The 18,575-nt window shown below is 73.3% G+C and carries 18 protein-coding genes and 1 pseudogene; 15 read left to right on the top strand and 4 right to left on the bottom strand.

The window, feature by feature from the left end; all coding sequences use genetic code 11:
- The first annotated feature begins 2 nt into the window (after positions 1–2).
- The 3 genes from ACIP5W_RS33130 (at position 3) to ACIP5W_RS33120 (ending at position 3,023) form a co-directional block, all read left to right on the top strand.
- Positions 3–509: a MarR family winged helix-turn-helix transcriptional regulator gene (locus ACIP5W_RS33130; RefSeq protein WP_401481330.1), complete on the top strand. Its 507-nt coding sequence runs from the start codon at positions 3–5 to the stop codon at positions 507–509.
- A 140-nt stretch (positions 510–649) separates the two neighbouring features.
- Complete coding sequence (locus ACIP5W_RS33125) at positions 650–2,782, top strand: MMPL family transporter (RefSeq protein ID WP_401481328.1); 2,133 nt, start codon at positions 650–652, stop codon at positions 2,780–2,782.
- A 73-nt stretch (positions 2,783–2,855) separates the two neighbouring features.
- Positions 2,856–3,023: a hypothetical protein gene (locus tag ACIP5W_RS33120; protein WP_401481326.1), complete on the top strand. Its 168-nt coding sequence runs from the start codon at positions 2,856–2,858 to the stop codon at positions 3,021–3,023.
- 80 nt (positions 3,024–3,103) lie between these two features.
- Here the strand turns inward: ACIP5W_RS33120 and ACIP5W_RS33115 are convergent, their stop codons facing one another.
- On the bottom strand, positions 3,104–4,135 hold the full coding sequence (locus ACIP5W_RS33115) for an acyl-CoA dehydrogenase family protein (RefSeq protein WP_401481324.1): 1,032 nt from the start codon (positions 4,133–4,135) through the stop codon (positions 3,104–3,106).
- Between the two features lie 117 nt (positions 4,136–4,252).
- Between ACIP5W_RS33115 and ACIP5W_RS33110 the strand changes: the two genes are divergently transcribed.
- From ACIP5W_RS33110 to ACIP5W_RS33080, 7 genes are all read left to right on the top strand, one after another.
- On the top strand, positions 4,253–4,603 hold the full coding sequence (locus tag ACIP5W_RS33110) for a YciI family protein (RefSeq protein ID WP_401481399.1): 351 nt from the start codon (positions 4,253–4,255) through the stop codon (positions 4,601–4,603).
- On the top strand, positions 4,603–5,790 hold the full coding sequence (locus ACIP5W_RS33105) for an RNA polymerase sigma factor (RefSeq protein WP_401481322.1): 1,188 nt from the start codon (positions 4,603–4,605) through the stop codon (positions 5,788–5,790). The genes ACIP5W_RS33110 and ACIP5W_RS33105 overlap by 1 nt, the downstream gene beginning before the upstream one ends.
- 140 nt (positions 5,791–5,930) lie before the next feature.
- On the top strand, positions 5,931–7,253 hold the full coding sequence (locus ACIP5W_RS33100; RefSeq protein WP_401481320.1) for an aldehyde dehydrogenase family protein: 1,323 nt from the start codon (positions 5,931–5,933) through the stop codon (positions 7,251–7,253).
- A gap of 280 nt (positions 7,254–7,533) precedes the next feature.
- On the top strand, positions 7,534–8,424 hold the full coding sequence (locus ACIP5W_RS33095; RefSeq protein WP_401481319.1) for a glycoside hydrolase family 19 protein: 891 nt from the start codon (positions 7,534–7,536) through the stop codon (positions 8,422–8,424).
- A gap of 46 nt (positions 8,425–8,470) precedes the next feature.
- Positions 8,471–8,956, top strand: a complete 486-nt coding sequence (locus ACIP5W_RS33090; protein ID WP_401481317.1) for a hypothetical protein — start codon at positions 8,471–8,473, stop codon at positions 8,954–8,956.
- Between the two features lie 49 nt (positions 8,957–9,005).
- Positions 9,006–9,398, top strand: coding sequence for a VOC family protein (locus tag ACIP5W_RS33085; protein ID WP_401481315.1), 393 nt, complete (start codon positions 9,006–9,008; stop codon positions 9,396–9,398).
- 82 nt (positions 9,399–9,480) lie between these two features.
- On the top strand, positions 9,481–10,551 hold the full coding sequence (locus ACIP5W_RS33080) for an adenosine deaminase (RefSeq protein ID WP_401481314.1): 1,071 nt from the start codon (positions 9,481–9,483) through the stop codon (positions 10,549–10,551).
- Here the strand turns inward: ACIP5W_RS33080 and ACIP5W_RS33075 are convergent.
- Positions 10,533–11,048 carry a DinB family protein gene (locus ACIP5W_RS33075; protein ID WP_401481312.1) on the bottom strand — a complete coding sequence of 172 codons (516 nt, stop codon included), beginning with the start codon at positions 11,046–11,048 and terminating at the stop codon, positions 10,533–10,535. The two genes, ACIP5W_RS33080 and ACIP5W_RS33075, sit on opposite strands and share 19 nt — an antisense overlap.
- A gap of 50 nt (positions 11,049–11,098) precedes the next feature.
- Positions 11,099–11,986 carry a LysR family transcriptional regulator gene (locus ACIP5W_RS33070; protein WP_401481310.1) on the bottom strand — a complete coding sequence of 296 codons (888 nt, stop codon included), beginning with the start codon at positions 11,984–11,986 and terminating at the stop codon, positions 11,099–11,101.
- A 144-nt stretch (positions 11,987–12,130) separates the two neighbouring features.
- Between ACIP5W_RS33070 and mgrA the strand changes: the two genes are divergently transcribed.
- Positions 12,131–13,123 (top strand): L-glyceraldehyde 3-phosphate reductase, encoded by a 993-nt coding sequence (mgrA, locus tag ACIP5W_RS33065; protein WP_401481308.1) that lies wholly within the window; start codon positions 12,131–12,133, stop codon positions 13,121–13,123.
- A 177-nt stretch (positions 13,124–13,300) separates the two neighbouring features.
- On the opposite strand, the pseudogene ACIP5W_RS33060 reads toward mgrA, so the two are convergent.
- Positions 13,301–13,706 (bottom strand): annotated as a pseudogene (locus ACIP5W_RS33060) (nuclear transport factor 2 family protein).
- Between the two features lie 306 nt (positions 13,707–14,012).
- On the opposite strand from ACIP5W_RS33060, the gene ACIP5W_RS33055 reads away from it, so the two are divergent.
- The 4 genes from ACIP5W_RS33055 to ACIP5W_RS33040 all read left to right on the top strand — a co-directional run bounded on the left by ACIP5W_RS33055 (position 14,013) and on the right by ACIP5W_RS33040 (position 18,475).
- Complete coding sequence (locus ACIP5W_RS33055) at positions 14,013–14,423, top strand: hypothetical protein (RefSeq protein WP_401481306.1); 411 nt, start codon at positions 14,013–14,015, stop codon at positions 14,421–14,423.
- Positions 14,424–14,506: 83 nt separating this feature from the next.
- Positions 14,507–16,846 (top strand): FHA domain-containing protein, encoded by a 2,340-nt coding sequence (locus tag ACIP5W_RS33050; RefSeq protein ID WP_401481304.1) that lies wholly within the window; start codon positions 14,507–14,509, stop codon positions 16,844–16,846.
- Positions 16,847–16,853: 7 nt separating this feature from the next.
- Positions 16,854–17,474, top strand: a complete 621-nt coding sequence (locus tag ACIP5W_RS33045) for a hypothetical protein (protein ID WP_401481302.1) — start codon at positions 16,854–16,856, stop codon at positions 17,472–17,474.
- The gene (locus tag ACIP5W_RS33040; RefSeq protein WP_401481300.1) at positions 17,471–18,475 is read left to right on the top strand and encodes a serine/threonine-protein kinase; all 1,005 of its coding nucleotides are present in this window, start codon (positions 17,471–17,473) and stop codon (positions 18,473–18,475) included. The genes ACIP5W_RS33045 and ACIP5W_RS33040 overlap by 4 nt, the downstream gene beginning before the upstream one ends.
- Positions 18,476–18,575 lie beyond the last annotated feature (100 nt).

Here is an 18,575-nt window from a genome sequence, read left to right as displayed (position 1 = left end):
GCGTGGCCACAGGGAACGATCGGGACCAGCACGAACGGGGACGGGACGCGGACGCGCCCGCCCCACCGACCGACCTGTACGCCTTCGCGGTCCGGCTGCGGCGGATGAACGGCGAGATCAACCGGCTGGTGCACGGGTTCGCGGGCGACCACGGGCTGCATGCCACGGACGTCCAGGCGCTGGCGGCGATCCTCGACGCCGAGGAGCCCATGACCCCCAAGCGGTTGCGCGAGCGCCTCGGGCTGACCTCCGGTGCCGTCACCGCGTGCGTCGACCGGCTGGAGCGCGCCGGTCACGTCCGGCGGGTCCGCGAGAGCGCCGACCGCAGAGTGGTGCACCTGCACTACGTGCCGGACGCCCGGTCCGCGGCGCGGGCCCATTTCCGGCCCCTGGCCGAGGCCACGCGGGCCGCCCGGTCCCGTTTCACCGAGGAGGAGCTCTCGGTGGTGCTGCGCTTCCTGGCGGCGATGAACGAGGAACTCTCGGGGATAGCCACCCTCGGCCGCTGAGAACGGGGCACGATCCGGCGCATCCGCCGACCCCGCGGGGGCAGAAGAAGGCACGCAGTCTAAGATCGCCTCGTCCATGATGACTCAATGATTGAGATTGTTAGTCATCGAGATATCTGTCCCTTCGCAGCAGGAGAACGATGTCCACCACCCTTCGACGTGCCCGACGGCTCGTCCCGGTCCTGCTCGTCGCCGTATGGCTCGTCCTCGGCGGCGTCCTCGGACCGTTCGCCGGGCGCCTGGGCGAGGTCGCCACGAACGACCAGGCCGCCTTCCTGCCGCGCAGCGCCGAATCGACCGAGGTCATCAGCGCCCAGCGCGCCTTCCGCCAGGACGAGACCCTGCCGGCCATCGTCGTGTGGACGTCGGACCGGGACACCCGGGTGGCGGACCGGCGCGAGGCCGCGGCCCAGGCCCTCGCCTCCCTCGCCGACGCCCCCGGGGTGGCGGGCCGGGTCTCGCCCGCGCTGCTCTCCGAGGACGGCAAGGCCCTGGAGGGCGTGGTGCCGCTGCGTCCCGACCTCGGGGAGGAGCTGGCCCCGGCCCTGGAGCGGATCCGCGCCGCGGCCGAGCGGGTCCCCGGCACCACCGTCCAGCTCGCCGGACCGGCCGCGACCCAGGCCGACCTCTCCGACGCGTTCGCCGGCATCGACGGGCTGCTCCTCGCCGTCGCGCTGGTGACCGTCCTGGTGATCCTGCTGCTCGTCTACCGCAGTGTGCTGCTCCCCCTGGTGATCATCGTCGGCGCCGTCCTCGCGCTCGGCCTCGCCTGCGCCGTCGTCTACGTGCTGGCCGACCACGACGTGGTGCGCGTGGACGGACAGGTCCAGGGCATCCTGTCGATCCTCGTCATCGGCGCGGCCACCGACTACGCCCTGCTCCTGACCGCCCGCTACCGCGAGGAACTCGCCTCCCGCACGGACCGGTTCGCGGCCATGCGGGCCGCGCTGGGCCGGTCCTGGAGCACCGTGGTGGCCAGTGCCGCGACCGTCGCCCTCGGACTGCTCGCCCTGTTGCTCAGCGACCTCACCAACAACCGGGCCCTGGGGCCCGTCGGGGCCATCGGCATCATCGCCGCCGTGGTGAGCACGCTGACGTTCCTCCCCGCCGTCCTGGTGCTGCTCGGCCGTACCGCCTACTGGCCCGCCAAGCCCCGGCCCGCCGACGGCCAGGGTGCCGGCGGCCGGATCTGGCACCGGGTCGCGGCCCTGGTGGACCGCGCCCCCCGCAAGGTGTGGGCGGTGTCGCTGGCCGGCCTGCTCGCCTGCGCGGCGTTCGCGCCCACCCTCACCTCCAAGGGCGTCCCGCTGGACGAGACCTTCGTCAACGACGCCCCGTCCGTGGCGGCCCAGCAGACGCTCGCCCGGCACTTCCCCGGCGGTGCGGGCAACCCGGTGGTGGTCATCGCCGACGCCGACCGGCTGACGAAGGTGGTCGAGACCTCCCGTACGACCGACGGCGTGGCCTCGGCCGCGGCGGTGAGCGCGTCCGGAGCGCCCGGCGGGGAGGCGCTCGTCGTCGCCGGCCGGGCCCGCGTCGACGTCACCCTGAAGGCGGCGGCGGACAGCGACGCGGCCAAGGACACGGTGGCGCGGCTGCGCACCGCGCTGCACGCCGTCCCCGGCGCGGACGCCCTGGTGGGCGGCTACACGGCCCAGCAGTACGACACCCTGCGCACCGCCGAGCGCGACCGCACCCTGATCGTGCCGGTGGTCCTCGCCATCATCTTCGTCATCCTGACCGTGCTGCTGCGCTCCCTGCTCACGCCCGCCCTGCTGGTGGCCACCGTGGGGCTGAACTTCCTCGCCACCCTGGGGGTCTCCAGCCTCGTCTTCGAGCACGTGTTCGGCTTCACCGGCACGGATCCGTCCGTTCCGCTGTACGGGTTCGTCTTCCTCGTGGCGCTGGGCGTCGACTACAACATCTTCCTCATGTCCCGGGTGCGTGAGGAGTCCCTGCGGCACGGGGTCCGCGAGGGCGTGCTGCGAGGCGTGATCAGCACCGGCGGTGTCATCACCTCCGCCGGGGTGGTGCTGGCCGCCACCTTCGCCGCGCTCGGCGTGATTCCGCTGGCCTTCCTCGTGCAGATCGCCTTCATCGTCGCCTTCGGCGTGCTGCTCGACACGCTCGTGGTGCGTTCGCTGCTGGTGCCCGCCCTGGTGCGCGACCTCGGCGCCCGCGCCTGGTGGCCGGGACGGCTCGGCCGTGACGACGACCACGACCGGGACCGCGATCGCGACCGCCGGGATGTCGCCCGGGTGGATGCATCCTGAACATGCTTCGGCCGGCAGCGGGCAGGCGTAGGTGACGGACGTGTTCGTATCGAATCGGGAGGTGTCTGCCGCTATGGGCGCGAAGGTGTTGGAACGTTTCCCCGCGGGAGCCCCGCGCGGATCGTGGCCGGCGGAGGAGTCCGCGGCCAGGCGGCGGGCCGAGGGGGAGCCCGCCACCGTGGTGATGGACCTGAAGTCGGACGCCTTCCTCGTCGTGGTCCAGACAGGTGACGAGGACTGAGACGGGAGCGACGGCCGGCGCCCACCCCACCGGGTGGGCGCCGGCCGTCTCCGTGCGTCCACGCCCCACCGGTCACGGCGCTAGCGGCCCGCCAAGGCGTCGAGGTGGGCCCCGCGGGACTCCCGCGTCTGGCCCTGGACCATGAGGAACAGGGCCTCCCGCGCCAGCCGCTGGGCACGGTTCGTCAGCGACAGGGACCGGCCGCCACCCGCCACCACCGCTGCCGTCGTGGCCGCGTGCAGCACCTCGTACGCCCGGATCCTGACGGCCAGACGCTCCTCCAGGTGTTCGTGCGGCACCGGGTGGTCGGCCAGGGCGTAGGCCCGGTCACGGACCTCGGCGAGGCGGGCGCGCAGGGCGGCCGCCGTGCCCTCGTCCAGCAGGGCGAGCGCCGCCTCCGTCACACCGAACACCGCCGGGTTGGCGGCCACCGTCTTGGGGCGGTCCGTGGCGGCCCACCGCGCGAACGGCGTCCGCAGCGCCACCGCCTCCTCCGGCAGCCGCAGCCCGTCCAGCTCCAGGGAGACCGTGCGGGCCGCGGTCAGCGCGGTCAGCCGCATCGGTGCCGAGGCCCGCAGTCCCGGCTGCTCCCGCGCCTCGGTGAAGGCGAACAGCGCCTCGTCGGCGTCGGTCACACCGGCCAGCAGCATCACGTCGTTCAGCCCCCACCCCGTGTACCAGGGGACCCGCCCCTCGAAGCGCCAGCCGTCGCCGTCCCGGGTGACCCGCACCGGAATCCGCGGATGCGCCCGCAGATGGGCGTAGGCGACCCCCGACAGCAGCTCGCCGCGGGCCAGGGGACCCAGCAGCCGTTCGCGCACCGGGTTCTCGCTCCTGGCGAGCGTCAGGACCGGCGTGTGGTGCTGCGTCTGCACGAACCAGGTCGAGCAGCACGCCCCGGCCAGGATCTCCGCCGTCTCCCGCACCACCGACGCGGGCGCGGCCGAACCGCCGTACTCCTCGGGCGCGTGCAGGCCGAGCAGGCCCGAGCGCCGGATCTTTGCGAGATGACCGGCGGGGACCTCCGTCCGGTCCACCTCTTCGGCGTGCGGGGCCAGGAGGGTGTCCGCGAGGTGCCGGGCACGGGTGACGAGCGGGTGCGGTGCGGTCATGGAGCAGATTCTTCCCGTGCCGGCGCGCGGGGTGTCGATCCGGGGGCGTGCCGTTCGTGTAGGAGGTGAAGGGCACCGCGGCACGGCGGTGCCATGGACCACGTCACGGAGGCCGTCATGAAGTACTACCTGCTCAGCGTGATCACCCCCACCGGCGGAGAGCCCCCCGAGGGGGAGGAGATGGCGCGGATCGGCCGCAACCTCGAGACCTTCCACCAGGAGCTGCGCGAGGCCGGCGCCTGGGTCTTCGCCGGCGGACTGCACGGCCCGGAGACGGCCACCGTGCTGCGGCCCGGGGGCGGCGACGTGCTGGTCACCGACGGGCCGTACGCCGAGGGCAAGGAACACCTCGGCGGGATCTGCGTCGTCAGGGCCCCGGACCTGGACGCCGCCCTGCACTGGGGCCGCCGCGCGACCTGGGCCACCACCCTGCCCGTCGAGGTGCGCCCCTTCATGGGCGAGGCCTGATGCCCCTCGACGTCGAGGCCGTGTTCCGCGCGGAGTACGGCCGTGCCGTCGCCGTCCTCGTCCGCTTCCTCGGCGACATCGACCTCGCCGAGGAAGCGGTGCAGGACGCGTTCACCACGGCCGTGCGCCGCTGGCCGCAGACCGGCGTGCCGCCGAGCCCGGCCGGCTGGATCATCACCACCGCCCGCAACCGGGCGATCGACCGGCTGCGCCGCGAGTCGTCCCGGGACGCCCGGCACGCGGAGGCCGCCGTGCTGCGTGCGTCCACCCCGCCCGCCGAGGAGGGCCCCGTGCACGACGACCGGCTCCGGCTGATCTTCACCTGCTGCCACCCGGCGCTCGCACCGCGGACACGGGTCGCCCTCACCCTGCGGCTCCTCGGCGGACTGAGCACCCGGCAGATCGCCCGCGCCTTCCTCGTGCCCGAGCCGACGATGGCTCAGAGGCTGGTCCGCGCCAAGAGGAAGATCCGCGACGCCCGGATCCCGTACCGGGTGCCCCGCGACGCCGACCTGCCCGACCGGCTCCAGGGCGTCCTGGCCGTCGTCTACCTCATCTTCAACGAGGGCTACACGGGCGAGCCCGGCCTGTGCGACGAGGCGGTACGCCTCGGCCGGCTCCTCGTCGGCCTCATGCCGGACGAGCCCGAGGCGTCGGGCCTGCTCGCACTCATGCTGCTCGTCGAGTCGCGCCGGCCGGCCCGCCGCGGCGCGCACGGGGAACTGGTGCCGCTGCCCGAGCAGGACCGCGGGCGCTGGGACCGCGACCTGATCGCGGAGGGCCAGGACCTGGTCCGCCGCTGCCTGCGCCGCGACCGGCCGGGCCCGTACCAGATCCAGGCCGCGATCCAGGCCGTCCACAGTGACGCACCGACCGCCGGGGCCACCGACTGGGGCCAGATCCTGTGCCTGTACGACCAGCTGACGGCCGTCGCCCCGAGCCCGGTCGTGGCCCTCAACCGGGCGGTCGCCGTGGCCGAGGTCGAGGGCCCGAGCCGGGCCCTCGACCTCGTGGACGCGCTCGGTCTCGACGGCTACCACGTGTGGCACGCGGTCCGCGCCGACCTGCTCCGCCGGCTGGGCCGCACCCCCGAGGCGGCGCGTGCGTACGAGCGCGCGCTCGCGCTCACCGACAGCCCGGCCGAGCGGGCCCACCTCGAGCGGCGCCGCGGCGAGCCGACCCGCTGATCCCGGCGGGAGGGCCGCGCGGGAAAGCGGCCGAGCCGGGGAATATGTTTTGGCGCATGAAAGGTTGGCATATACACCGAGCCGACCGCTCGCCACCCGTACCCAGGGCTGAGAAGCCCGCGCACCACCAGCGAGGCACCGTGACCACCGCCATCCCCGAGCAGCCCGCCGACGTCGTCGCCCGGCTGCGCGCAACCTTCCGCACCGGCCGCACCAAGCCCGCCGCCTGGCGGACCGGACAGCTGCGCCGCCTGCGCGAGATGCTCACGGAACGGGGCGAGGACCTGGCCGCAGCCCTCCACGCCGACCTCGGCAAGAGCGCCACCGAGGCCTACCGCACCGAGATCGACTTCACGATCCGCGAGATCGACCACACCCTCGGCCACCTCGACGACTGGCTGCGTCCCGAGCCCGCCCCGGCCCCCGCCCACCTCGGCGCCGACGCCCGGGCCTGGACCCAGTACGACCCGCTCGGTGTCGTCCTCGTCATCGCGCCCTGGAACTACCCCGCCCAGTTGCTGCTCGCCCCGCTCGTCGGCGCCCTCGCCGCGGGCAACGCCGTCGTCGTCAAGCCCAGCGAGCTGGCCCCGGCGACCTCCGCCGCACTGGCCCGGCTGCTGCCCGCCCACCTCGACACCGACGCGGTCGCCGTCGTCGAGGGCGGCGTCCCGGAGACCACGGCTCTGCTGGCCGAACGGTTCGACCACATCTTCTACACCGGCAACGGCACCGTCGGCCGCATCGTGATGCGGGCCGCCGCCGAGCACCTCACCCCGGTCACCCTCGAACTCGGCGGCAAGTCACCGGCGTTCGTCGACCGCGACACCGACCTCGCCGTCGTCGCCGACCGGCTGGCCCGCGGCAAGTTCCTCAACGCCGGCCAGACGTGCGTCGCCCCCGACTACGTCCTCACCGACCCCGCGACCGCCGCCGCCCTGGAACCCCTCCTCGCCCAGGCCGTCGAGAAGGTCTACGGCCCCGACCCGCAGGCCTCCGGCGAGTACGGCCGGATCGTCAACGAGCGCCACTTCGACCGGCTCACCGGCCTGCTCGACTCCGGCCGCGTCGTGGTCGGCGGCGGCAGCGACCGTGCGGACAAGTACATCGCGCCGACCGTCCTGGCCGACGTCGACCCCGCCTCGCCCGTCATGGGGGAGGAGATCTTCGGCCCGATCCTGCCGATCGTGACCGTCGACGGCCTCGACGGGGCGATCGCGTTCATCAACGACCGCGACAAGCCCCTCGCGCTGTACGTCTTCTCCCGGTCCGAGGAGACCCGTGCGCGCATCGCCGCCGAGACCTCCTCCGGCGGCCTCGGCCACGGTCTGCCGCTCGCCCATCTCACCGTCTCCGACCTGCCGTTCGGCGGAGTGGGGGAGAGCGGCATGGGCAACTACCACGGCCGGTACTCGATGGAGACCTTCAGCCACCGCAAGGCGGTGCTGGAGAAGCCGCTGGGCTGAGCCGCTGGGCTGAGCCGCCGGGCAGGGTCGCCGAGCAGGACCGTCCTCCCGGATCGCGGGAGGTTCCGGCGACACCCCGGACAGTCGGTCCGGCCGCGGCCCGGCCGGATCGACTGGTCTACACCCTTGACTGGTACAGACCAAAGCGGTTGAGTGTGCCCCGACATCCCCCCACCACGGCCGCCCCGAGCCGTGACCGGCTTCACCGGTACGCGCACGAGGCCCGGCTCCGCCCTGCCCCGTGCCGGGGACGGCCGTGCTCCGTGAAGGAGTTGATCCCGTGTCGAGGCGCCGTATCTCCGCGGTCGTGACCGCACTCGTCCTCTCCGGTGCCGTGCCGGTGCTCCTGCCGGCCACGAGCGCGTCCGCCGCCGCCTGTTCGAGCTATCCCGACTGGGTGGCCGGCAAGGCCTACCGCACCGGCGACATCGTCCGCTACACCGACGGCAGGGCCTACGTGGCCGAGCACGACAACCCGGGCTACGACCCCGTCATCAGCACCTGGTACTGGGAGCCGTACGCCTGCGACACCGGCCCCGGGACGCCGGCCGGCCGTTTCGTGGTCACCGAGGCGCAGTTCAACCAGATGTTCCCGGGCCGGAACTCCTTCTACTCCTACAGCGGCCTCACCGCCGCCCTCAGCGCCTACCCCGGCTTCACCACCACCGGCGGCGACACCACCAAGAAGCAGGAGGCGGCGGCGTTCCTCGCCAACGTCGGTCACGAGACCGGCGGTCTGGTGCACGTCGTCGAGCAGAACACCGCCAACTACCCGCACTACTGCGACTGGAGCCAGTGGTACGGCTGCCCGGCCGGCCAGGCCGCCTACTACGGGCGCGGCCCCATCCAGCTCAGCTGGAACTTCAACTACAAGGCCGCGGGCGACGCGCTCGGCATCGACCTCCTCAACAACCCCTGGCTGGTGCAGAACGACGCGGCCGTGGCCTGGAAGACGGCCCTGTGGTACTGGAACACCCAGAGCGGTCCCGGCACCATGACGCCGCACAACGCCATGGTCAACGGCGCCGGGTTCGGCCAGACCATACGCTCCATCAACGGCTCCCTGGAGTGCGACGGCAAGAACCCGGCGCAGGTGCAGAGCCGGGTGACCAAATATCAGCAGTTCGCCCAGATCCTGGGCGTCTCCCCGGGCGGCAACCTCTACTGCTGAACCCGAAGGGCCTGTGAACCCGAAGGGTCTGCGCCACACTTCGCCGATGGCCTCTGATCCGATCACCGCGGACGCCGCGGGAACCTGGAGACCCGGCGACACGACCGTGAGCCGCATCGGCCTCGGCACGATGCGGCTCACGGGCGACGCCGCCTTCCGCCTCGGCGCCCCGGGCGACCGTGACCGGTCGATCGCCGTCCTGCGCAAGGCGGTCGACCTCGGCACCACCGACGGCAGCAGGGCCGCCCGCATCGAACACACCGTCGCCGTCACCGACCGGGGCCCCGCATTCCGACCCTGCCCTGACCTCGCCGCGGACCGGATGGCGCCACCCGCGCCGGTCGGGCCGGCGCGCAAGGCCGACCGGCGCGTCCCCGGTCGGGCCGGCGGGGCGTGGGCGGAACCCGGGGAGGGTGAGGAGCCCAAGGGCGCCGGCCCGCCCGGCCCGCCCGGGCCGGCGCCCGCCCCGGCCGCGCACGCGGCGCGGGTCCAGGTCCGACCCGGTTCCTTCGGAAGCGACTGGCGTCCGTGAGGTTTTACGTATAACCTCTCTCGCTGATCAGCCCTCCCGAAAGGTCCCGATGAGTCGCATCGCCCTGGTCACCCTCGTCGTCGACGACTACGACGAGGCGATCCGCTTCTACACCGAGGCCGTCGGTTTCCGCCTCGTCGAGGACGAGGCGCGTCCCGACGGATCGCGCTGGGTCGTCGTGCGGCCCGGCGATCACCAGGACGGCACCGGCCTGCTGCTGGCCAGGGCCAAGGGCGACGCCCAGCGCTCCCGGGTCGGCGACCAGACCGGCGGACGGGTCGGGTTCTTCCTGCACACCGACGACTTCGCGGGGGACCACGCCCGGATGTGCGCCGCCGGAGTGGCCTTCCTGGAGGAGCCCCGCCACGAGCCGTACGGCTCCGTCGCCGTCTTCCGGGACCTGTACGGGAACCGCTGGGACCTGCTCCAGCCCGCCGGCTGACCCCGCCGGCCCTCGCCCTCTTCCGCGCCCCGCGGCCGGAACCCCGCCCCACCGCCCAGCCCCGCCCGAGGAAAGATCCACCATGACCGCTACGCGCGTAGACGCCGCCACCCTCCGCCGGCTCCCCAAGGCCGTCCTGCACGACCACCTCGACGGCGGTCTGCGCCCCGCCACCGTCGTCGAGCTGGCGGCCGAGGTGGGCCACACCCTGCCGGCCACGGACCCGGAGGAACTGGCCGCCTGGTACTTCGAGGCCGCCAACTCCGGTGACCTGGTCCGCTACATAGCGACCTTCGAGCACACCCTCGCCGTCATGCACACCCGCGAGGGCCTGCTGCGCACGGCGGAGGAGTACGTTCTCGACCTGGCCGCGGACGGCGTCGTCTACGCCGAGGTGCGCTACGCCCCCGAGCTGATGCTCGACGGCGGCCTGACCCTCCCCGAGGTCGTCGAGACCGTCCAGGAGGGCCTCGCGGCCGGTATGGCCAAGGCGGCCGCCGCCGGCACCCCGGTCCGCGTCGGCACCCTGCTGTGCGGCATGCGGATGTTCGACCGGACCCGCGCCACCGCCGACCTCGCGGTCGCCTTCCGGGACGCCGGCGTCGTCGGCTTCGACATCGCCGGCGCCGAGGACGGCTTCCCGCCCGCCGACCACCTGGACGCCTTCGCGCACCTGCGCCGCGAGAACGTCCCCTTCACCATCCACGCCGGCGAGGCGCACGGCCTGCCCAGCATCCACCAGGCCCTCCAGGTCTGCGGCGCCCAGCGCATCGGCCACGGCGTGCGCATCACCGACGACATCGTCGACGGCAAGCTCGGCCGCCTGGCCGGCTGGGTGCGGGACCGCCGGGTCGCGCTGGAGATGTGCCCGACGTCCAACCTCCAGACCGGCGCCGCCACCTCCATCGCGGAGCACCCGATCACCGCGCTGAAGAACCTCGGCTTCCGCGTCACCCTCAACACCGACAACCGTCTGGTCTCGGGGACGACGATGACGCGTGAGATGTCGCTGCTGGTCGAGGAGGCGGGCTGGACGGTCGAGGACCTGCGCACCGTCACCGTGAACGCCCTCAAGAGCGCCTTCGTCCCGTTCGACGAGCGCAAGGCCCTCATCGAGGACGTCGTCCTGCCGGGTTACGCGGCCGCGCTCTGAAGCAGCCCGCGCACATAGGCGGCCTGTCCGACGTGCTGGAGATCGTCGGACAGGACGCTGACCAGGCGTACGCCGAGCGTGACCGGCGGGTCCCAGCGCTCGTCCACGACGCGCTCCAGGTCCGCCGCGGTCACCCCGCGCAGCGCCCGGAGGGTCTGCGCGTGGACGGCGTCGTGGTAACCGGTCAGCAGGTCGCCGTCGGCGACCCGTACCTCGGCGACCTGCGCCGCGCTGTGCCCGTACCCGGTGTCCCGGCGCGGCAGACGCAGGCCGAAGCGTTTCTCCCAGTCCTGTGAGAGCCACACCTGATCGAGCCCGAAGGCGTCGGCGACATGGTCGTCCTGGACGCGGGTGAGGTGCCAGACCAGCCAGGCGACCGAGTTCGTCCCGGCGGCCGGCCGGGCGTTGAGGTCGTCCGGGTCGAGGCCTGCGACGGCGGCGTGGACCTCTTCCCGGACGCGGCCGTAGCCGTCGATGAGGATGTCCTTGGCATGCATACGTCCACCATCGCGCACCCGCCGCCCCGGCGCCGCCTCCCGGCCGGGCCCTATCCGCCGCGCTCCGTCTCCAGCAGGGCCATCAGCGCGCGTGCCGCCGGGCTGGTCGCCCGGGCGGGCGGCAGCAGGGCGACCGTCTCGTACACCACCTCGCCCGTCCCCTCGAGGGGCAGCGCGGTGAGCGCCTCCCGCTTGTGCCGGAAGTGGCGCGGTACGACGGCGACGCCGAGGTTCTCGTCCACCAGGTCCAGCAGGCTGTGCACGTCGTTGACCTCGAGCGCGACCGTCCGGCGGACCCCGGCCGCCGCGAAGGCCGCGTCGGTGGCGCGGCGCGGGCCCCAGTCGGGGTGGAAGTCGACGAACACCTCGTCGGCGACGTCGGCCGGGGTCGGCGCGGCCGCGGCGCCGGTGAGCCGGTGGTCGGGATGGCACAGCACGTACATCGGCTCACCGGCGAGCGAGGCGGAACGCAGCTGGTCGCTGTCCGCCTGCGTGCGGTAGGCGAAGGCCAGGTCCAGCCGCCCGGCGGCCACCTCCTCGGCGAGCGCGCCCGAGCCGGACTGCCGGAGCCGGATCTCCACATCCGGGTGGCGCCGCCGGAACGCGGCCAGCAGCCCCGCCACGTGCACCCCGGCGATGCACTGCTCGGTGCCCACCGAGAGGGTGCCGCGCACCACGCCCTGCACGGCCGCCACCGCCTCGTGCGCGGCGCGCACCTGCACCAGGATCCGTTCCGCCTCCGCCAGCAGCGCGCGGCCCGCCTCGGTCAGCGTCACCCGGCGGGTCGTGCGGACGAACAGGGGCGCCCGCAGCTCCCGCTCGAGCGCGCGGATGGACGCCGACAGCCCCGACTGGGAGACCATCAGGCGTTCGGCGGCCCGGGTGAAGTGCTGGTCCTCGGCGACCGCGACGAAGTGCTGGAGGTGGCGCAGTTCCATGATTGAGAAGCCTATCCGCTGAATTCCATCGGATTCTTCTGTTGGACCACTACCCGCAGGCAGGGCGAGAGTGGATGACGGTCCCGTGGCCGACCTGCCGTTGCCGGGACCGGTCTTCCGAGCCGAACCCCCCCTGGAGTCGCGTTGTACACCGCACACCCCGACCGCTACGCGCACATGCCCTACCGGCGCACCGGACGCAGTGGCCTGAAGCTCCCCGCGCTGTCGCTCGGACTGTGGCACAACTTCGGGCCCGACCGTCCCGTGGAGACCCAGCGGGCCATCCTGCGCCGCGCCTTCGACCTCGGCATCACCCACTTCGACCTGGCGAACAACTACGGCCCGCCGCCCGGCGCCGCCGAGTCCGCGCTGGGCGAATTCCTGAAGGCCGACTTCGCGCCGTACCGCGACGAGCTGGTGATCTCCACCAAGGCCGGCTACCTGATGTGGCCGGGTCCCTACGGCGAGTGGGGCTCGCGCAAGTACGTGCTGTCCTCGCTGGACCAGAGCCTGAAGCGGATGGGCCTGGACCACGTCGACATCTTCTACTCGCACCGCCCCGACCCGGAGACTCCGCTGGAGGAGACGATGGGCGCCCTGCACTCCGCGGTCCAGCAGGGCAAGGCGCTGTACGTCGGCGTCTCCAACTACTCGGCCGAGCAGACCCGCGAGGCCGCCCGCATCCTGGGCGAGCTGGGCACGCCGCTGCTCATCCACCAGCCGCGCTACTCGATGCTCGACCGGCGCCCCGAGAGCGAGGGCCTGCTGGACGCGCTGGACGAGCTCCAGGTCGGCTCCATCGTCTTCTCCCCGCTGGAGCAGGGCGTGCTCACCGCCCGCTACCTCGACGGCATCCCGGAGGACTCGCGGGCCGCGAGCGACAGCCCCTTCCTGAACTCCGACGCCCTCACCGGTGAACTGGTGGGCAAGCTCCGCGCCCTCGACGACATCGCCAGGTCCCGTGGCCAGTCGCTGGCCCAGCTCGCCCTGGCCTGGGTGCTGCGCGGCGGCCGCGTCACCTCCGCCCTGGTCGGCGCGAGCAGCGCCCGGCAGATCGAGGACAGCGTCGGCGCCCTGGACAACCTGGAGTTCGAGGCGGACGAACTGGCCCGCATCGACGCGGTGATCAACGGCTGAGCCGTTACGCCGGCCGGACGGTGACGGATTCGCCCGCCTCTTCTCGAAGCTCTCGCCAAGAACGGCGGTGAATTCCGCTTCCGCGGTGTCGTGCACGGTTTCGTGCACGGCGTCCTCCGTTCGCGGCGATCATCGCCTTTCCCCGGGCTGACCGCCGCGAGCGGAGGAATTCACCGGTCATGCCCCGGCGGGCACCCGGTCGAGGAATCCGAGGACGGCGACGATGCGGTCGTCGGCGTCCAGCGTGATCACGTCGGAGCCGGCCGCCGGCGCCGACCCGCCCGCCTCGCTCACCAGCTCCCGGGCGAAGCGGGCCGTGTCGTGGTGGCCGTCGACCGTGCCGGTGAGCCGGAAGGCGAAACCGGGGAACCGGTCCTGTGCCGCCGTGACGACGGCCGTGATCCCCTCGTGGCCGCGTACGTCGGAGAGAGGGTCGGTGCAGCTGCCCTGCGGGGCCCAGGCGTCGGCCACGGCCTCGGCCCGGGTTCCGGGGCTCGCGGGCGTTCCAGGCCTCGAAGCAGCGGGCGACGGTGTGCTGGTGGCGGGCGACGGCGTGCTGGTGGCGGTCGGTCTGCGCGGACAGGGGAAATCAGCCCCCAACGGGTCGTCGATGCTGGTCAGGACACGGATTCGGGCTTCGCCGATCCGGTGCGACCACCTTGCCCGCGCCCGCCCGCCCGGTCGATTGCCCCACGGGTGATGACGGCGCCGACCCGGGCCTGCCGTATTTCGGCCATGAACGTCGGGGAATATGCCAAGAGACTGGCCAAAAAAGCATGGTGACAGTGTTTCAGTAGTCAACATACTCAAACCCAAGGGGCAGTTCACCCCGCAGGAGCCGCACGGAAAGCGAGGCCCGCACCGGCAGCGAGCGACGGGGGAGAAGGACGTGCACGACGAATTCCTGTGCCATGTCACCGCGTACGGAGTGTGCGACGGACGCCGCATCGGGGTCCCGCTCGGCACCTACCGGGCCCCGACGCTGGCGCTCGCCCTGTGGTGGCTGAGGGACCGGGCCTCCTGGATCGCCGAGCGGCTCGATCCCCGGCCGGAGAGCACGGGCATCCCGCCCAGCGCCCTCGTCCCGGTCTCCGACACCGTGCCGGACGTCCCCCGCCTGCTGAGGGCCTGGTGCGCCGACGTCGACCAGCAGGAACTGATCGCCGACGAACTGGCGGCCGGCCGGCTGGTGCGGATCGCCGCCAGCGACGAGACCACCGAGTACGAACTGCTCGCCGAGTCCGTCGACGCCCTGCGCATGCAGCGCACCGTACCGCCGCTGGTGATGCCGGTCGGCTGACCGGTGTCCGCCGCTGCGGTTCCGTGGCCCGCAGCCCGGTCTCCCGCGCGGCACGCAACGGTGCGAATCGATAGAATTCCGGCATGGCGGAGTCGCCGATCACGTCCACCGCGCCCGAACTCGTGCTGGAGACCGAGACGGGCACCACGGTGATGATCCCGAGCCACGACTACCACGTCGGCCGCGACCCGCTCAGCGACATCGTCCTCGACGACGCCCGCGTCTCCTGGCACCACGCGGTCCTGCGGCCGGACGGCGACCACTGGACCCTCGCGGACGAGCACAGCACCAACGGCACCTACGCCGACGGCCGCCGGGTCCGGGAGTGGAGCATCGGCCCCGGCAGCGTCATCCGCTTCGGCAGCCCGGACGACGGCCCGTGCGCCGTCCTGACCGGCCGCCCGCCGCCCGCACCGCCACGCCCCTCGGCGGTGGCCAACCCCGCCGTCACCGGGACGTTCCGCCGGCCCACCACCGTCCGCCCGCTGCCCACCCGCACCGTCCGTATCGGCCGCGCCCCCGACAACGACCTGGTCCTCGACGACCTCGTCGTCTCCCGCCACCACGCCGAACTGCGCGCCCTGCCCGACGGCACCTACGAGATCGCCGACCTCGGCAGCCACAACGGCACCTACCTCAACGGCCTGCCCGTCACGGCCGCCCCCCTCGGGGCCGGAGACATCGTCGGCATCGGCCACTCGGCGTTCTGCCTGATCGGCGACGAACTCCAGGAGTACGTCGACACCGGCGAGGTCTCCCTGGACGTGCAGGACCTCACCGTCGCCGTCGACCGGGGCCGCAAGGTCCTCCTCGACCACGTGTCCTTCCCGGTGGGGGAGAAGTGCCTGCTCGCGGTCGTCGGACCCAGCGGCGCCGGCAAGTCCACCCTGCTCGGCGCCCTCACCGGGCAGCGTCCCGCCGACCACGGCACCGTCGTCTACGACGGCCGCGACCTCTACCGCGACTACGCCGAACTGCGCCAGCGCGTCGGCCTGGTCCCGCAGGACGACATCCTGCACGCCCAGCTCACCGTCCGCGGCGCGCTGACCTACGCCGCCGAACTGCGTTTCCCCCAGGACACCGCCAAGGCCGAACGCCGGGCGCGCGTCGCGGAGGTCATCCGCGAACTGGGCCTCGAACAGCGCGCCGACCAGCCCGTGCACAGCCTCTCCGGCGGCCAGCGCAAACGCGTCAGCGTCGCCCTGGAACTGCTGACCAAACCGTCCCTGCTCTTCCTCGACGAGCCGACCTCCGGACTCGACCCCGGCATGGACCGCTCGGTGATGCACATGCTGCGCGGCCTCGCCGACGACGGCCGCACGGTCGTCGTCGTCACCCACAGCGTCCTCAGCCTCGACGTCTGCGACCGTCTCCTCGTCCTCGCCCCCGGCGGCCGGATCGCCTACTACGGCCCGCCCGACGACGCCCTCGCCTTCTTCGGGTTCGTCGACTGGCCCGAGGCCTTCGAGGCCTTCGAACGGGACCGGGACCGCGACTGGGCCGGGGAGTACGCCGCCTCCCCCCTCCACCGCCGGTACGTCGTCGACTCCAGCGCCCAGCCGCTGCTGCCGCACTCCGACGCGATCGTCGTACCGGCGCCGCCCCGCCCGCGCAGCCGCGGCGCCCAGCTCGGCACCCTCGTCCGCCGCTACACGGCCGCGCTGAGCGCCGACCGCACCTTCCTCGTCATCATGATCGCCCTGCCGTTCGTGATGGGGGCCATGGCCCGCGCGCTCGCCGGCGACCGGCTCACCCGGGACACCGCGATGAACGCGCTGCTGATCCTGTGCGTCGGCGGCGTCCTCACCGGCGCCGCCAACGCCGTACGCGAACTCGTCAAGGAACGCGTGATCTACCAGCGCGAACGCGCCGTCGGCCTGTCCAGATCGGCGTACCTGATGTCGAAGGTCGTCGTGCTGGGCGCGGTCACCGTCGTGCAGGCGGTCGTGCTCACGCTCGTCGCCCTGCTCGGCGTCGACCTCGGCGCCCCCGGCGGAGAGGGCGTCCTGATGCCCCCGCTGGCCGAGATCACCGTCGCGGTCGCCCTGCTCGCCTTCACGGCGATGATGCTCGGCCTGGTGGTCTCCGCCCTGGTGCGCAAGGAAGAGGTGACCATGCCGCTGCTGGTGCTCCTCGCCATCGTCCAGGTCGTCTTCTGCGGCGCCCTGCTGTCGCTGGACGGTGTGCCGGGCCTCGAACAGCTCGCCTGGCTCATCCCCTCCCGCTGGGCGTTCGCCGCCATGGCCGGCACCCTCGACCTCGCCCGGATCGTGCCCGGCGACCTCACCGGCGACCCGCTGTTCGCGCACTCGACGGGGGTGTGGCTGCTCAACGTGGGCATGCTCGTCGTGCTCTCGGCCGCCTTCGGATTCGTCGTCTCCCGGCTGCTGCGCCGGCACGAACCCGCCGTGATGCGGAAGTAGGCCCGCGATGACGCACCCCGGCTTCCGGCCCACGCACGTCGTCCCCCAGCAGGGCATGCCCGCCTGGGAGACCCCCGACCCGGCCCGGCCCACCGTCCCCCTCGACCCGCTGCTGCCCGTCCGGCTCGTCGAGCGGCGCGGCGACTGGGGACACGTACTGTGCTCCAACGGCTGGTCGGCCTGGGTGGACGGCCGCTACCTCGTCGCCGTGCCCCAGGACCCGCCCCTCCCCGACGACCCCCCCACCACCGCCGCCGACCCGCGCCCCCTGCTCGGCCGCACCGAACAGGCCCTCGCCCGCTACCGCGCCGCCGTCGAGGAACTCGCCACGGGCGGCCTCGACGGCGAGGCCTTCCACCACCGCACCCAGGGCCTGCGGATCGGCGTGGTCGTCGACGGCGAGTCCGTCTGGCTCTACGACCCCGCCTGGTTCTGCTGGGTGTACGGCGACGGCAGCCGGCTGAGCACCTACGCGGCCGACGACCCGCCCGCCGCGGTCCAGGACGGCGGCCGGGACGCCGGTCCGCACGGCGGCCAGGACGGCGGCCCCGACAGTGGCCCGGAGGGCGGCCCGGACATCGGCCACGCCCCGACCCGGGTCGTGACGCCCGACGGCGAACGCCGGTGACCCGCGAGACGACGAGCCCCTTCTCCGGCCGGCCCTCCGACCTGATCGGCCGCCAGGTGGCGGGCTACCGCATCGAGCGGGAGATCGGACGCGGCGGCATGGCCGTCGTGTACCGCGCCCGCGACCTGCGCCTGGAACGGACCGTCGCGCTCAAACTGCTCGCCCCCGAACTTGCCCGCAACGACACCTTCCGCAAGCGTTTCACCCACGAGTCCCGGGTCGCCGCGGCGATCGACCACCCGCACATCGTGCCGGTCTTCGAGGCCGACGAGACCGACGGACTCCTCTACATCGCCATGCGGTACGTCGCCGGCGGCGACCTGCGCCACCTCCTCGACGACCGCGGACCGCTGCAGCCGGCCGCCGCCGCCCGGATCGCCGCCCAGGTCGCCTCCGCCCTCGACGCCGCCCACGAGCACGGCCTCGTCCACCGCGACGTCAAACCCGGCAACATCCTGATGGACCGCGGCACCGACAGCGACCACCCCGAACACGTCTACCTCACCGACTTCGGCCTGACGAAGAAGTCGCTGTCCCTCACCGGCTTCACCACCGTCGGCCAGTTCGTCGGCACCCTCGACTACGTCGCCCCCGAGCAGATCTCCGGCCGCCCGGTCGACGGCCGCTGCGACGTGTACGGCCTGGCGTGCGTGGTCTACGAGACCCTCGCGGGCCACCCGCCGTTCCGGCGCGACGACGACATGGCCCTGCTGTGGGCCCACCAGTACGACGAGCCGCCCCCGCTCACCACCGCCCGCCCCGACCTGCCGCCCGCCGTCGACGACGTCTTCGCGCAGGCCCTCGCCAAGACCCCCGACGCCCGCCACCCCACCTGCCTCGCGTTCGTCGCCGCACTGAGGACGGCACTGCTGTCCGGCTCACCCCGGCGACATCCGCCGACGGAGGCGGACCGCGGACTCGCGGCAGCAGGCCAGAACCGCCCCGAGCCTCCGCCCCGGTGGGCGGCCCCGGTCTTCGAACCGCGGGGCGATCGGGCCTGACGCCGCCTAGTGCTGTGACCGGAAAGGTTTGCCGGAAAGCTCGCGGCGTCCGGTGCGGTGCCTCGCAAGGCGGAGCATGACCCGCGTACTGGATGTACTC

The sequence above is a fragment of the Streptomyces sp. NPDC088766 genome, assembly GCF_044750845.1.
Lineage (GTDB): Bacteria > Actinomycetota > Actinomycetes > Streptomycetales > Streptomycetaceae > Streptomyces.
This window is presented reverse-complemented; position numbering and strand designations above follow the sequence as displayed.

Excerpts from the sequence above, each read along its gene's own strand:
- ACIP5W_RS33105 (WP_401481322.1), top strand. The coding sequence starts at position 4,603 with ATGCCCCTCGACGTCGAGGCCGTGTTCCGCGCGGAGTACGGCCGTGCC.
- ACIP5W_RS33050 (WP_401481304.1), top strand. The coding sequence starts at position 14,507 with ATGGCGGAGTCGCCGATCACGTCCACCGCGCCCGAACTCGTGCTGGAG.
- ACIP5W_RS33075 (WP_401481312.1), bottom strand. The coding sequence starts at position 11,048 with ATGCATGCCAAGGACATCCTCATCGACGGCTACGGCCGCGTCCGGGAA.
- ACIP5W_RS33080 (WP_401481314.1), top strand. The coding sequence starts at position 9,481 with ATGACCGCTACGCGCGTAGACGCCGCCACCCTCCGCCGGCTCCCCAAG.
- ACIP5W_RS33115 (WP_401481324.1), bottom strand. The coding sequence starts at position 4,135 with ATGACCGCACCGCACCCGCTCGTCACCCGTGCCCGGCACCTCGCGGAC.
- ACIP5W_RS33110 (WP_401481399.1), top strand. The coding sequence starts at position 4,253 with ATGAAGTACTACCTGCTCAGCGTGATCACCCCCACCGGCGGAGAGCCC.
- ACIP5W_RS33125 (WP_401481328.1), top strand. The coding sequence starts at position 650 with ATGTCCACCACCCTTCGACGTGCCCGACGGCTCGTCCCGGTCCTGCTC.
- ACIP5W_RS33090 (WP_401481317.1), top strand. The coding sequence starts at position 8,471 with ATGGCCTCTGATCCGATCACCGCGGACGCCGCGGGAACCTGGAGACCC.
- ACIP5W_RS33070 (WP_401481310.1), bottom strand. The coding sequence starts at position 11,986 with ATGGAACTGCGCCACCTCCAGCACTTCGTCGCGGTCGCCGAGGACCAG.
- ACIP5W_RS33085 (WP_401481315.1), top strand. The coding sequence starts at position 9,006 with ATGAGTCGCATCGCCCTGGTCACCCTCGTCGTCGACGACTACGACGAG.
- ACIP5W_RS33045 (WP_401481302.1), top strand. The coding sequence starts at position 16,854 with ATGACGCACCCCGGCTTCCGGCCCACGCACGTCGTCCCCCAGCAGGGC.
- ACIP5W_RS33120 (WP_401481326.1), top strand. The coding sequence starts at position 2,856 with ATGGGCGCGAAGGTGTTGGAACGTTTCCCCGCGGGAGCCCCGCGCGGA.